Source organism: Bacteroidota bacterium (assembly GCA_018816945.1).
Taxonomy (GTDB): Bacteria; Bacteroidota; Bacteroidia; order Bacteroidales.
In genome coordinates, this window is the sequence record JAHIVC010000087.1 from 1 (window position 1) to 14,656 (window position 14,656).

Here is a 14,656-nt window from a genome sequence, read left to right on the forward strand (position 1 = left end):
ATCAATATTGGGTGTTGCTAAACTAGAAACATCCCAAAATATTATGGGTTCTTTTCATGAGAGTGAGGTTGATTATTCAAAAAGACTTTTTAAAATCAATATTGAGTCTATCCCTAGTAACACACAAGCAGTGGTAACCTTGCATTTTAGTCTTAGCGAAGCTGAATATATCACCCTAAAAGAAAAGAACGAGTTGGATATAAAGTGCGTTTATTTAACAACTAATGAATTAGGTGCAAAGAAGATAGAAATATTTGGGTATTCATTAAAAAAGGCTCTTGACATATATAGACAGTCATTTGGAAGTAATGCATTGATCGACATGGAGTTAAAAGTAAATGTTATGGAGAATAACTTATCAGATGAAGAAAGGACATCAATTACAAGATTATTCGAAGATGAAGGTAGTGAATTGGTATACAATACAACATGCAATTGTTCAGATAATATAAAATTGAAAAAACATAAACTATTAATCAACTATTAATTAATGATGCTAGATTACAACAAAAGATCCGCTAATGCAGACATGCCTGTTTGCCGCATGCAGGTCTGCATTGAGCTAATCTAAAATCTTGTGTCTTGTATCTTGCATCTGATCTCAAAAAACATTTATCTTTGCTTTAAACCAAAACAAAACATATGAAAACATCCGCCTATGGCGGAAAAAAATAAATAAAGACATATAAAAAATAGCGTTAGCTATAATTCTTGTATCAGAAAACCGCTAAATTCATGATTACCTACAAGGTTAAGCAGAAGCGCTCACGCCAAGGCGTGGGCTTGCTTGTTTGTAGGTAAGGGTGCTTAGCGGTACCTCTGATACGGATAGGCTGAGTTCCACGCTTTTTCCTTGTCCACTGTAGCTTTAGCGAAGGTGGATAAAATCTCCTCCTTGCCTATGATACGAAGAGGATCTCCCCAAACAATGTGGAACATAGCAGCATCTGCCTATTGGCGGATGCATTGTGTAATCATTAATTTTTACAGCTATGCAAAAATCAAACACTAAAAATGCCGGAACGGTTTCTCAGGCCTGCTTCGGCAAACGCGTACTTTTAATCGATCCGGATGAGCTTAATCATCAGCTTCATTATTTCCAGCTAAAGAAATATAAAATAAAACTTCAATGTAGCAAAAGCCTGAGGCATGCACTCTGGCTGGTTCAGGAAAATTATTATGATTTAATACTTAGTGAGATATTTTTTAATGGTCATTTGCATTACGAACATCTATTTACTCTACGACAAGAAAATCTGGTACCCATCATTGTTCAAAGTACACAGTCTGCAACAGGGCATTCAGAAAATTGTATAATACGGGGAGCAACAGCTTACTTCAGAAAACCTTTGCAATGGGTACCATATCTGAAAACAATTGAAGCTTGCTTGATAGATGTATAAAAAGCCGTTCAATTAAAAATCAGGAGGGATGGCTTCCCGCCTTTCCGGGACGACATCCCGTTCTACGGTTATATGAATGAATTATCATGCATTAATGACAAAATATAGGCTTTATGAATGATAAATCATACACATAAAACTTGACAAAGATATAATAATGCGTATATTTGTATGAGTAATCATGCAGTAACAATAAAATATAGGCTTTATGAATGATAAATCATACGTAGATTGGGTTTCTATGAGTGATAATGCTTTAAGTGAAACCATAGGTGCTTTTATAAAGCATCACCGTCTTAATCAAAATAAGACTCAAGATGAGATATCTACTGCTGCAGGCATTAGTCGTTCTACACTAAGTTTATTAGAACGGGGAGAAACAGTAACATTAAGTAGTTTTATTCAGGTGCTACGTGTATTGGATCTGCTATATATTATGAATGCTTTCGAAGTGAAAGAGCAAATAAGCCCCATAGAATATGCTAAGATGAAACAGAACAAAAGGCAACGGGCAAGAAATCAAAGTGAAGAAAATAATTCAAACAACGATTCCCAATGGTAGATTATGCTTATGTAAAAATATGGGGAGAACTTGTAGGTGTCGTACGCTGGGATCAATCAGAAAGGTTTGCGAGTTTTCAGTATGACACGAAGTTTCTCGCTGAAGGATATGACCTTTCACCACTTAAAATGCCATTACGTTCAGGGAACCGCATTTACTCCTTCCCCGAATTACGTCCAGGCCGTATTGGTGAGCCTGACTCTTTTAGTGGGCTTCCGGGCTTACTTGCCGATGCATTACCTGACAAATATGGTAATCAGCTCATCGACGTTTGGCTTGCACAAGAAGGTCGCCCTAAGGACAGCATGAACCCAGTAGAGAAACTATGTTTCATTGGCACCCGTGGAATGGGAGCATTGGAATTTGAACCTGCTCAACTAAAAGCTACTAAACAAGCCTTTACTATCGAAATAAAAAGCTTGGTAGATATGGCCCAAAAGATGTTATCCAAAAGAGAAGAATTTGAAACCAATCTTCAGGCAGATGAGCAAAAAGCCATGATGGAAATTTTAAAGATTGGAACCTCTGCAGGTGGAGCCAGGCCAAAAGCTGTTATTGCTTATAACCAAAAAACGGGAGAAGTTAAATCTGGTCAGGCAAAGGCTCCAAAAGGATTTGAGCATTGGTTAATAAAATTAGATGGCGTAGGCGATGCTCAATTCGGAGAAAGCCAGGGCTGGGGTAGAGTAGAAATGGCTTATTATCTGATGGCCAAAGACTGTGGCATTGAAATGACGGAATGTCAATTACTTGAGGAAAGAGATCGTGCACATTTTATGACCAAACGCTTTGACAGGGAAGGGAATGAAACAAAGCACCATGTACAAACACTTTGTGCGATACAACATTTTGATTTCAATAATATATATGGATATAGTTACGAACAACTCTTCCAAACCATGCGGATGTTGAAGTTGAGTTATCCTGAAGCTGAACAAATGTTTAGAAGGATGGTATTTAATGTACTGGCTGTCAACTATGATGATCACACAAAAAACTTTGGGTTCATCCTTAAGAAAGGTGAAAATTGGAAATTGGCTCCGGCATATGATGTTTGCTATTCATACGATCCTAAAAACAGATGGGTTAGTCAGCAAACATTAAGCATTAACGGGAAGCACAAAAACATCTTGAAGGACGATTTGATGAAAATTGCTCTAACAAATAAGTTAAGGAAAGCCGATAAAATCATTGAAGAAATACAAAATGTTGTAGTTAATTGGAGCGCTTATGCCAAAAAAACCAATGTGAGTAGCGAAAGACGTGACAATATTTCTAAAACCTTAAAACCATTGAAATAGAAACTTAAAGATGATCCTCCAAGGGGTGGCACCCCACAACCCAAGAATACTATTCAAAATCAACCCATGAAAAAACGATCATATAACCTTTCAAAATCAGCCTTCATCAAAGGACTTCAATGCCATAAATCCCTCTATCTAAAAAAGTACCATCCGGAGCTGGAAGATGAGATTTCAGAATCTCAGCAAGCTATATTTGATAAAGGAACAAATATCGGAATACTGGCTCAACAACTCTTTCCGGGAGGAACCGATTTAGGAGGCTATATTCCACATAACTTCTTAGAAGTCTTCAAACAGACAGATCAACTGATACTGGGGGAAGCACCCATTTACGAAGCGGGTTTTAGCTATGATAATCTGCTTTGTTTTATAGATATAATGGAAAAAAAGAATGGTAAATGGCATGCCTGTGAAGTAAAAGGTTCAACCTCTGTAAAAGAAACCTATTTATGGGATACTGCATTTCAATATCATGTAATGATTTCCTCAGGTATTGAGTTGGAAGATATATCGGTGGTGTATCTGAATAACCAATATGTGAGAAATGGAGAGCTTGATTTACATGAATTATTTACTATTGAGTCCGTTAAAGACCAGATTCTCCCTCTCCTGCCCAAAGTAAAAGAATACATTAAACAGATGAAAGGAATGCTTGAGGATGATACCAGCCCTTCTATTAGTATAGGTCCTCAATGCAGCAATCCTTACCCTTGCAGTTTTATGGGACATTGCTGGAAAGATGTTCCTGAATACAGCATTTTTAATATTTCACGCCTGTCAGAAGACAAAAAATTTGATTTATATGAAAAGGGCATCATCAAGCTCTCTGATATTCCTGATGATTATCCTCTGAGTTCCAATCAACAACTCCAGGTATTGGCTGAGAAGAATGGAGAATCAATCATTGACAAAACTGAAATAAACACCTTTCTTAACAAACTGAAATATCCTTTATATTTTCTGGATTTTGAGACATTTCAGCCTTCAGTTCCGATGTTTGATCAATCAAGACCATTTCAGCAAATATGCTTTCAGTATTCGCTTCACATTTTAGATAAACCAAACGGAAAACTAATTCATAAAGAATTTTTGGCAGAAGCCAAAGATGATCCACGCCTTTCGTTTATCAGGCAACTTATTCAAGACATTGGCAAAGAAGGTGATATAATAGTCTATAACAAAGGTTTTGAAACCGCACGACTAAATGAAATTGGCAGTGACTTCCCCGAATACCAAAACCAAACAAACGAAATTAATCAACGAGTGGTTGACCTGATGGATCCTTTTTCAAAGAAACATTATTACACCCCCGAAATGAAAGGTTCCTACTCAATTAAAAAGGTCTTACCAGCATTGGTTCCTGAATTGAGTTATAAAAATCTAAACATTAATGAAGGAGGATCTGCCAGTATCGCTTTTGAAAGTCTTTACAACGAAACGGATGAACACAAAATCAAACAAACCCGGGATGATTTGCTTGCATATTGCAAACTGGATACTTTGGCCATGGTTGAAATATTAAAAGTATTATATGGGAATAGTTGAAAAATATTCTGAATTTGAAAAGATATCTTTAAGAAGAACGGGATGTATGGGTACTTGCCCGGTTTATTTAGTTGAAATATATTCAAATGGTAAGATAGAATATGAGGGTGAAAATTTTGTAAAGAAAACGGGTCATCATTCATGGTTGATTGATTCTCAGTCAATCAAAGCACTGAATAAAGCTATTCATAAGTATAATTACTTTACTATTAAACCAAAAAAGATAGAATTTGAGGTTACATGCAATCCATCTTGTATAACATCAATACAGCTAAAGGATGGTAAATATAGAGAGATAGAAAATTATTATGGTAATGATGAGTATCCAAAAATACTTCAACGTCTGGAAAAACGAATTGAAAATATTATTGGTATTGAAAATTATATAGGTGCTAATCAATAATAATTGGTCAATTGAAAAAGGTAATGATGCCAAAAATAGTTGGTGATTTTTCAATTAACTATTATAGATCACTGGGATGGCTTCCCGCCTAACAGGGACGACATCCCTCTATTCTCCAAAGAATTTATTAATAGCAAAATGACCATTCAAAAATATAAATAAGATAAACAAAAGATAGTGAAAAATCCACATACAATAATCGGCGCAATTGCAGGAGATATAATCGGTTCAGTTTATGAATGGAATAATGTTAATAACATTGATTTCCCTATTTTCAATGCAAAATGTGATTTTACGGATGATTCTGTTTTAACTTTAGCAGTTGCTGATAGTATTCTAAATAAAAAAGATTTTGCTAAAACAATATGGGACTATGCCAGACAATATCCCAATAGAGGTTATGGTGGTCATTTTGCCTCATGGATTCGAAACACTGATTTAAAACCCTATAATAGTTTCGGAAACGGATCTGCAATGCGAGTTAGCGCAGTTGGCTTTGCCTATGATCATTTATCTCAGGTATTAGAAGTAGCCAAACAATCAGCAGAAGTTACACATAATCATCCGGAAGGGATTAAAGGTGCTCAGGTAATCGCTTCCGCTATATTTTTAGCTAGAACCGGGCATACCAAAAAATTTATTAAGGATTACATTTCAAAAACCTTCAATTACAATTTAGAGGATACCATTTCTAGCATCAGACCTTCTTATAAATTTGATGAAACATGCCAGGGATCAGTACCACAAGCTATAATTGCATTTTTGGAAAGTTCCGATTATGAAAATGCGATTCGATTAGCCATTTCCATTGGCGGAGACAGCGACACAATAGCCTGTATCACTGGAGGGATTGCTTCTGCATTTTATAAGAATATCCCTCAGACGATTATTGATTTCGTAAATGCTAAATTACCTCAGGAGTTCCTGGAATTGATAACTAAATTTGATAAAAAATTTAATTTTAATATTCCTTAATCAGCATACCCTTTTAAGATACCCGATACTATTTATCATTTATCATAGCTATTGTACCCTCGCAGGTTAAGCGGTGTTCGTGCGCTCCTCACTTATGCAGGTCGGCTCCGGGCTGCGCCTTCGCCTGCTGTAAAAAAACAAGGCAAAATAAATCATTCCGCTCCGCTTAACCTCTATAAAACAACTCCAACCTGAACCTAAACAAACTCATAACTCACCTGTCCGCCGTGGCGGATAATTCATAATTGCGAAGCTTTGCTTCGCTCCATGGCCTTGTTTTTATTCAGCCCCTGCAAAGCGTTGCGGTGCTTCTCACTCGGTGCTACTCTTAGCCCCCAAACCCCAAAGTTGTTTCGCTTTGCTCAATATAAATAATTGGGGGCTAACCGCACCTTATCTTTTGTGCTCGCCTGCGTGTCGCAGCCCCAATTTCGTCATTCCGCATCTATTCCTTATAAATAATCACCCTGGGGTGTTTTAGAATGCTCCATTCCTTATTTAACGCTTGCAATGGGCTTCGCTTTTTGCCTTCATCATTTATAAAGGCATCTCAAGTTTAACCTCACTCATGTAATCCGGTAAAAACAATAATCCAAAACTTACAATTCAACTTATAACTCATAACTTATAATTCAATAACATTCGTTCGGTCAAAAACTTTCGTTGCTTCATAAAAGATCCCGCTTCAGCAGCTTCACTCCACATGTTCCGTTCAGCCGCTTCATTTTCCCATCCCCGATAAAAAGCTCCGCCCTCCCCTTCCAAGCGGGGGCTGCTCCGCTCGCAGCGGCTCGCGAGGGTAATAAGAGTCTGAAGTTTTTGTATCTTGGCTAAGAATATTCAATCAACAAATACATCATTCTTAACATCCTGTCTGATGCCCAACTACGACAATTATAATAGAGAAGAGAGAGCAATATGCGCCCATCTGTTCCGATTACTTCATGAAAATCTTGACTCGAAAGAAGAAAGTCCACTTGGTCAATTTATCAGCATTTTATCAAAAAATAACTTATCATTTAAAAATGGTAACGGTTCATTTCAAAATTTACGGTATGATAATGTCACCATTTTTTGTGAGGTATCAATTATCCGCGATGCTTATCAAAATACCAGGCCAGATATTAATCCTTTTATGGATGATTTGACACAATTAATAATGAAGCAGGAGAACATCTCAGATTGCCGCCTTTATTCTCAACTTCCTAAGCCATTAAACGTTATAAGTTTGACACATCCTAAACAAATTAAACAAAAGGCAAAATCAGTCGGCATTCAGCTATCAGAAAGCGAGAACAAAGTTTATGGAATTATGCAAGCTATGTTTAATGCAAAACCTGATCTTGTCATAACTATTGATAATCTTTTATTGGTCTGTGAAGCCAAATTCACTGAACCTTTTGATGCAGAACAATTGCATAGAACAGATTGTATCGCTGAGGTTTGGGCTAACTTGCTATACAAAGACCTGGGGTTCAATGAGCCTCCAATTTATTCAGTATTCAAACTAGGTGCAGCAGTCTTTAATCCACATATAAGTTGGAAGGATATTTCTGCAATAGCAGATAATACATACAGTACTTATGACAGAACAAGAATAGCAATTAAAAAAGGAGTAGAATTACTCAACCATAAATTTCTAAATTGATCATTTCATGTTTTTTCTTATATTTTCAACTCAGTACAATAAAACAGTATGAGTTTGTTTTTCTCCCCAAAACAAATAGCACAGGTTGATTTTTTTAAAATATTAATAGCACTAAAAAGTGAACAATACATACCACGCCTGTCCGCCGTATAGGAGGATGGGCGGATATAGTTACTAAAGGAACATATGGGCAAATTGAAAAAATAATAACAAAAAACAATTTTTAAATGGCAAGAAATATTTATCTGATTTTTATCACATCCAGCATCAAGTGACTTTTGTCGGTCGTCTGCAATAGCAAAAGCTATTTGGGCAATGATTGGCAAATCTGGACGAAACGTTTTTATTTTTTGGGTAGCTTCATATCCATTCATAATAGACATGTTGATATCCATTAAAACCAAATCAATATTGTTGTTGTCTTGGCATAACTTAATTGACTCTTCACCATTTTTAGCCCAGAGCGTATTAATTCCTGCTTGGTCAAGCACTAGCTTCAATGATTTATATTTTGTTCAAAATTCTCTTCAATTAAAACTGTTTTCATGATGAGCTAATTTTTATTTTCATCTTTGGGCATTGTCTTAGGTTCAATAATATTATCGGCAATTCTATACCCTTCGTACGGAATCGTAAAATAAAAAACCGTTCCACCTGCTTTTCGTCCTTCTGATTCGAACCAAATATTACCTCCAAGAAGTTCAGTCAATTTTTTAGAAATTGCTAATCCAATTCCTGCGCCTCCGTATGTTTTGGTATATGATTCATCCACCTGCCTGAAAATTTCAAAAATAATTCTTTGATCGTTTTTAGCGATGCCGATACCAGTGTCTTCAATATAAAATTTAAGCATAGGTTCACCATTAACTATTTCGATGCTATAACCATAATGTATACTTCCTTCATGCGTAAATTTAAGTGCATTTTTTAGAATGTTTATTAGTATTTGTTTAAGTTTTGCAGGATCTGTAATAATAGCTAATTCTTTCTCATACGAAGGGAGCATTAGGTTCAGATCAAGATGGTTCTTATTTGTTTTTTCCTGTTCGTGTTTAATGATCTCATGAATCTCTTTCAGAATAATATTCAAATTAATTTCTATTTTTTGAATTTTTATTACACCAGATTCAATTAAAGAAATATCGAAAATATCTTCAATTATCTTTAATAAATGGTTTCCGCTATCATTAATTGTTTTACTAAACTTTACAATATCACTGATTGGCAAATCCTCATGAATAACACTTGAGAATCCTATGATGGCATTGAGTGGGGTTCGTAACTCATGCGACATAGTGGCCAGAAATGCTGTTTTTAGACGGTCGGATTCGGTGGCTTTTTTAAGGGCTCTTACCAGTTTCTGTTCGGTTTTCTTTCGTTCAATTGATATACTAATCTGGTGAGAAATGATTTCCAATACTTCTTTATCTTTTTCGGAATATGCATTTGGATTGGAATAACTCTGAACCACAAATGCACCTGTTACCTCCCCTTTTATTTTTAGCGGAACCCCTAACCATATTTCCGAATCAAAGCCTACAGATTCAATCTTTCCTTCTTCTTCTAATTTTTTAGCATTTGCGTCATTAAGCAGAAGTGACACTCCCTGTTTAATAACAATTCCCGTAAGTGTCTTCTCTGCAGGAAAATCGACAATATCATCTTTTTCATCCTGATAGTACGGTATATGAATATAATCAGTTTTTTTATTGTAAAGTGCAATATAAAAGTTGTGAGTATCCATTAATCGCCCCAATTCTTTTTGAATAATTTGCATGATCTCCTTCAAACCAGTAGCAACTTGGTTGGCATTGGCAATATTAAGGATAACTTGCTGAATAAGCTCTGCGCGTTTTTGTTTTGTAATATCAATATTTGCCCCCCTATAACCAAGCAGATTTCCCTTGTCATCAAGTATAGGAACCCCACTTGTTAAAAAATGAAGATATTCACCGTTTTTAATTTTGTAAAGATTCGGAAAATCCCGAAACGGTATTTTTTGTTTAAACTTGTCAAATATGATATTCTTTAGTTTTTCTTTCTCTTCCGGACAAAATGAATCATAAAAATATTTCTTGCCCACTACCTCTTCAAGCTTATAACCCATCATATTTTCAATTACGGAATTGGAATAAGTGATCAATCCATTCGTATCCATTTCCCATATCCCTTCTTTAGCATTTTCAGCAATCTGCTTAAAACGCTGCTCAGAATTTTCGAGAGCTAGCTCTCTCTTTTTAATCATTATGTTGGCTTGAGCCAAAACATATGATATTACCCAAAAGCTTAAAGGAACTAGAATTCCAAAGGAAATAAGCTGAAAAGGATTTGCATACACCTCAAGGAGTTCGGAATACACCTCTGGAGGCGGAATTACATTGAAGTATTCCAAAAAGAGCATAGCAACATAAGAAACATTTACTGTTGCAGAACTATAATAACAAAATCGAGGGAAATCCGACAGACATAATGTTATTGCCACTATAGGAAAAAAGTAAAAAAAAGCATAAGGACTAAAAACCCCTCCCGAAAAATGAATAATACCCGTAATAATAATAATATCGGCCAGTATTTGGAAAAGTATTATAGAAACTAGTTTATTTAATTCTACGGCATCTCCCTTTTTTTTCACATAAAAATACCCAAGAGAATTATAAAAAATAATAATAACACCCAGTAGAATGCATACATAGAGCTCGTACTTAATTCCCATAAGTAATCCAGTTGGCACTCCAATGGCAGCCAAAACTATAATTACAATAAACCTAAAGCGATTGACCAGAATAGCTTTCTCAATAAAAAAAAATTTATTCAGATTTCCTTTCATAACTATCTATTAATAATAGTTGACGAGTTTACTTTAATATGGACAAATAATTATTGATATAAAATGACCAATATATTACTATTTTAAGAGACGGACTGGGTACAGAGTTATTTATGGCTACTGTAAAAAAATAACCCTCAACATATTACTACCTCAATAGTCAGTAATATACTGATAAACAGAATTAATAAGATGAAAGAAAATTGAACAGGGAATTTTCAATTTCTATACCGAATTTTTTCCTTAATCGGTTTCTGGCAGATTCGACACTACGGATTTCCCTAGAAATGACAGAAGCTATATCTTTGTTAGAGAGCCCTAGTTTAATAAGCGCACATAATTTCAACTCATTTTTAGTGAGAGTAGGAAAGTCACTGCTGATGCTTTCATAAAATGATGGATGGACTTCTTCGAAGCATAAGCGGAATTCGTTCCAATTATTACCAGAGATAAAATGACGCAATTCGCCTACTATATTTTGGATCTGCTTTTGCTTTGACGATTCGTGTGATTTGAGGTTTAGAATAACACTCTGAAGCTCTTTAATGGTTTTTAAAATAAATTGGTTATAACGGGCAAGTTGCAAAGTTGTTGAAGTAAGTTGACGGTTTTTGTAATCAATTTCTTTGCTAAGCTCATCCTCATTTTTCAGCAAAATTTGTTTTTGTTGTTGAACTAATCTTGCATTCATTTCTGCATTTTTAGTCAGTATTTTTATTTCTCTTTTCCTGCTTCTTAAAAAAAGAATGAAAAAGCTCAAGGTAATTAATAAAATAGCTGAAATGAACATGAACCAAACAATCTTTTGTTTTATACTTCCTTTTTCATTAGATAAATTTTGTTTGAGTAAATTGTTTTCCATTTCAACACTGTTTATACTGCTAATAGTGTTTAATATGCTATAGTTTAGCTGATTGTTGATATTCTGTATAGAGTCCTTGAGCACTTGATATATTAGTGAATAATTATAAGCAGATTTATAATCCTCACTCTTGCTAAAATACTCGTAAGCGGTTTTAATAATCGATAATTGGACAGAAGTATTCTTAATGCCTGGGTAAACTGCAAGGCCTTCGTTTAAATATTTCATACAACTATCTTTCATCCCTAATCGCCAGTAAATTTCTACTTTTGTTTCCGGTATGTAAACTGAACTAATTTTGTCTACTTGGTATTTTTCGGCGAGATTTATATAGGCCAGTGCTTCTTGTGGTTTCCCCAATTTTGAATTGACCAAGGCAAGGTTTGTATAAATGGCCGTCAAATTATTGGAATTATCACTCTTGTCAATTTGATCCAATGCTAAAATGAAATAATCCAATGCAGCAGTTAAATTTTCTTGTAAAACATATATGAAGGCCAGGTTATTATAATTATTGAATAGTTCTTTTTTCAGCCCAAGTTGCTGATTAATAACGATTGAAGCATTAATGTATTTTTTAGCTTCTGTGTAATCATCCTTTTGGATGTATAGTGATCCAATATAATGTAATGCGCAGGCAATGCCTTTCTGATTATCCTGGTTTTCTGATATATTCAATGCTTCATTAAGATATTGCAAGGATGTAATCCAAATACCATTTTCACCATAAACCCTTCCAATGTTTAACTTAATACATGCAAACAGCAAATAATCGTCGCGCTTCTCAATTATCTTTTCCTGAAAATAGGAATGAAGGAGAAAAAATAGTTTTAAAGCTTCAACATGTAATTCTTTTTTACGCAATGTTTGTCCAACTTCAATAAGCATATTACAACTGTCGAGTAGACTGAAACTGCTATTTTTTATTGAATAAATAGAATCAAGAAGCTTTTTGATTTCGGGGGCATTGGGATTTTTCGCTAATGATTTGTTGAATACTTCGTAAATTTCTGAAATAGAGGACATCTTTATGACTGAAAGCTTGTTGGAACTGATAAATGATTCTTCTGAATGTTTGGTATAAAAAAGAGCTGAATCATTTTGTGAGAGTAATGCAATAGGAGCGAAAAATAGTATTAAACAAACAAACAAGCAATTTTTCCCTTTAATCATTTTTTAAATTATTAATATTAAACACAACCTTTATAATTAAATCCTTAGATTTAACTATTAAAATTAATGAATAATAATATTTTGTTCTGATGGCTGAAGATGATACTAAATAGCATCAAAAATTCATACCAAATTTGATATGTGGTGCAAATGTATATAAAAACAGCAAGCAACCTATCAGTAATATATAATTTTGAGGTATATATTACCAGCATCAATAAACTGCATTGCTTCAACCCTCTCCTGATGAATCGAATTCTAAGACCTAACCAAACTTAATACAGAAAATATTTTTAAATTTTATGATTATAGAGCGACTCCCTCCGGGTCATATTGCTCAAATATATCTAACCTGCTTGACGCATGCCAAAGGGATGGCTTCCCTCCTTTTTCGGGACGCCATCCCTTTTCTTTTAAGCTTACATCAGGGTTGTCATTAATAAAACCTTAAGCAAATTTATTTGCCATCCCCCTTGCAATATTTTTTATTATTTAGCCATACCCTTGTGCCATCGCGCCGTAAACCATAAAAAACCTTGCAATTCAGCCCTCCCTCCTCATTTCTGATGCTTAAGGTTTGATTAATGGTTCATTCTGTTCATTTCCTCACAGAAGAACAAAGCAATAAATCGCAAAGCATTGCAAATTAACTACTTATATAAAGTTTTCCTTCAAATAAATTGCTTTAAGAACTTCTAAAACATAATTTTACTACAAATAAATATTCGATGAAAACAGTGTTTGATTTCTCGGCCGGTTTTTTAAGCTCATACGGATTGTTCATTTCCGTAGATCAACTCTGTTTCATTGACTCTGGTTTGATCGACCAGATTTTTAGTACAGTAATTGCATTAATTGGCGGAATTATTTCTACAATCGTCTTGAATATTCTTAGGGCAAAATTCCCGAAAATCTTCAGGCCGGTTTCATCAGGTAAAAAGGGAGATTCTCCTAATTAAGTCCGTATTAACTCCTAGTGCACGGGATCCAAATTCATTCAATCTATTGTACAAATTTTGAGTATTAAACAATTTATTAATTAAAAAACTTATTATCATGGGAACAATTTCAAAAGGGATCCTTGGTGGATTTTCCGGCAAAGTTGGCACTGTCGTAGGTGCCAGCATCTTCGGAATTGACGTCATGCGGTCTTATCAAGCAAATGTTGGGAACCCTCGCACGGTAGGCCAGGTTTCTCAAAGAACTAAATTCAGTTTAATTGTACAGTTTCTTAGATTGCTATTGCCAATTATTAAGATTGGCTATGCTCTTAAGGCAATCGGACAAAGTGCTTTTAATGCCTGTGTTTCTTACAATATCAAAAATTCGATTACAGGAACCTATCCGGATTATTCCATTGATTTTTCCAAAATAATGATTTCTCAGGGATCATTACTCAAGGTTCCGGCCCCAAGTATTGATGAGAATAATGCGTCATCTGTATCAATAGCCTTTTCTCAACACTGTTCGAGCACAGATACCGAATACAACGACCTTGCGTATGCACTGTTTTATAACGTTACAAAAGGTTCAGTTATGACTTCAATGGGAATTAGAAAACGCTCTGATTCGAATGTATATGTAGCTCCTGAAATGTGGGCAGTTGGTGATGAAGTACATGCCTGGATATTTTTCACTTCTCCTGATGGAAGTAAAGTATCCGATTCTGTGTATGCTGGTTCAGCGACCCTTAACACTCCATAATTAGAAGCCTCGCTTAACTGCGGGGCTTTTTCTTTTCCCTCCTAATTATTTCCCTAAGAATACAACCAATTTGCATCCAAAATACTCTAAGAATTGAACAAATTATTACCTTAATTTGCTTTCATTTTCCCTCAATTATCCTTATCTTTATATAAATCTAATGGTAAAATTCCCGTTGGACTTACTATTGGACTTTCGTTTTTTAAATCTTGTAATCGCTTAATAAAGTGATCGTTACAGTATAAGGTTC

13 protein-coding genes are annotated in these 14,656 nt (G+C 34.9%); 10 read left to right on the plus strand and 3 right to left on the minus strand.

Annotated features, from left to right (window positions below):
• The 8 genes from KKG99_12910 to KKG99_12945 all read left to right on the plus strand — a co-directional run.
• A partial coding sequence (locus tag KKG99_12910; GenBank protein MBU1013896.1) for a hypothetical protein occupies positions 1–487 on the plus strand: 487 nt, incomplete at its 5' end.
• A 505-nt stretch (positions 488–992) separates the two neighbouring features.
• On the plus strand, positions 993–1,403 hold the full coding sequence (locus tag KKG99_12915; protein MBU1013897.1) for a response regulator: 411 nt from the start codon (positions 993–995) through the stop codon (positions 1,401–1,403).
• Positions 1,404–1,611: 208 nt separating this feature from the next.
• Positions 1,612–1,965, plus strand: a complete 354-nt coding sequence (locus tag KKG99_12920) for a helix-turn-helix domain-containing protein (GenBank protein MBU1013898.1) — start codon at positions 1,612–1,614, stop codon at positions 1,963–1,965.
• Positions 1,959–3,266 carry a type II toxin-antitoxin system HipA family toxin gene (locus tag KKG99_12925; GenBank protein ID MBU1013899.1) on the plus strand — a complete coding sequence of 436 codons (1,308 nt, stop codon included), beginning with the start codon at positions 1,959–1,961 and terminating at the stop codon, positions 3,264–3,266. Before KKG99_12920 ends, KKG99_12925 begins: the two co-directional genes overlap by 7 nt.
• A gap of 66 nt (positions 3,267–3,332) precedes the next feature.
• Positions 3,333–4,814 (plus strand): DUF2779 domain-containing protein, encoded by a 1,482-nt coding sequence (locus KKG99_12930; GenBank protein ID MBU1013900.1) that lies wholly within the window; start codon positions 3,333–3,335, stop codon positions 4,812–4,814.
• Positions 4,801–5,217, plus strand: coding sequence for a hypothetical protein (locus tag KKG99_12935; GenBank protein MBU1013901.1), 417 nt, complete (start codon positions 4,801–4,803; stop codon positions 5,215–5,217). Before KKG99_12930 ends, KKG99_12935 begins: the two co-directional genes overlap by 14 nt.
• 195 nt (positions 5,218–5,412) lie before the next feature.
• Entirely contained in the window at positions 5,413–6,192 is a 780-nt protein-coding gene (locus tag KKG99_12940) for an ADP-ribosylglycohydrolase family protein (protein ID MBU1013902.1), read from the plus strand.
• An 877-nt stretch (positions 6,193–7,069) separates the two neighbouring features.
• Positions 7,070–7,840 (plus strand): hypothetical protein, encoded by a 771-nt coding sequence (locus tag KKG99_12945; protein ID MBU1013903.1) that lies wholly within the window; start codon positions 7,070–7,072, stop codon positions 7,838–7,840.
• Between the two features lie 17 nt (positions 7,841–7,857).
• Here KKG99_12945 and KKG99_12950 read toward each other — a convergent pair whose 3' ends face one another.
• From KKG99_12950 to KKG99_12960, 3 genes are all read right to left on the minus strand, one after another.
• Positions 7,858–8,340, minus strand: a complete 483-nt coding sequence (locus KKG99_12950; GenBank protein MBU1013904.1) for a response regulator — start codon at positions 8,338–8,340, stop codon at positions 7,858–7,860.
• A 53-nt stretch (positions 8,341–8,393) separates the two neighbouring features.
• Entirely contained in the window at positions 8,394–10,667 is a 2,274-nt protein-coding gene (locus tag KKG99_12955; GenBank protein MBU1013905.1) for a PAS domain S-box protein, read from the minus strand.
• Between the two features lie 184 nt (positions 10,668–10,851).
• On the minus strand, positions 10,852–12,702 hold the full coding sequence (locus KKG99_12960) for a tetratricopeptide repeat protein (protein ID MBU1013906.1): 1,851 nt from the start codon (positions 12,700–12,702) through the stop codon (positions 10,852–10,854).
• A 728-nt stretch (positions 12,703–13,430) separates the two neighbouring features.
• On the opposite strand from KKG99_12960, the gene KKG99_12965 reads away from it, so the two are divergent.
• Positions 13,431–13,661 carry a hypothetical protein gene (locus KKG99_12965; GenBank protein ID MBU1013907.1) on the plus strand — a complete coding sequence of 77 codons (231 nt, stop codon included), beginning with the start codon at positions 13,431–13,433 and terminating at the stop codon, positions 13,659–13,661.
• Between the two features lie 97 nt (positions 13,662–13,758).
• Positions 13,759–14,406: a hypothetical protein gene (locus tag KKG99_12970; protein MBU1013908.1), complete on the plus strand. Its 648-nt coding sequence runs from the start codon at positions 13,759–13,761 to the stop codon at positions 14,404–14,406.
• Positions 14,407–14,656 lie beyond the last annotated feature (250 nt).

Bases quoted from the DNA above. Each gene is read 5' to 3' on its own strand.
- KKG99_12915 (MBU1013897.1), top strand. From the start codon at position 993: ATGCAAAAATCAAACACTAAAAATGCCGGAACGGTTTCTCAGGCCTGC.
- KKG99_12920 (MBU1013898.1), top strand. From the start codon at position 1,612: ATGAATGATAAATCATACGTAGATTGGGTTTCTATGAGTGATAATGCT.
- KKG99_12925 (MBU1013899.1), top strand. From the start codon at position 1,959: ATGGTAGATTATGCTTATGTAAAAATATGGGGAGAACTTGTAGGTGTC.
- KKG99_12930 (MBU1013900.1), top strand. From the start codon at position 3,333: ATGAAAAAACGATCATATAACCTTTCAAAATCAGCCTTCATCAAAGGA.
- KKG99_12935 (MBU1013901.1), top strand. From the start codon at position 4,801: ATGGGAATAGTTGAAAAATATTCTGAATTTGAAAAGATATCTTTAAGA.
- KKG99_12945 (MBU1013903.1), top strand. From the start codon at position 7,070: ATGCCCAACTACGACAATTATAATAGAGAAGAGAGAGCAATATGCGCC.
- KKG99_12955 (MBU1013905.1), bottom strand. From the start codon at position 10,667: ATGAAAGGAAATCTGAATAAATTTTTTTTTATTGAGAAAGCTATTCTG.
- KKG99_12960 (MBU1013906.1), bottom strand. From the start codon at position 12,702: ATGATTAAAGGGAAAAATTGCTTGTTTGTTTGTTTAATACTATTTTTC.
- KKG99_12965 (MBU1013907.1), top strand. From the start codon at position 13,431: ATGAAAACAGTGTTTGATTTCTCGGCCGGTTTTTTAAGCTCATACGGA.
- KKG99_12970 (MBU1013908.1), top strand. From the start codon at position 13,759: ATGGGAACAATTTCAAAAGGGATCCTTGGTGGATTTTCCGGCAAAGTT.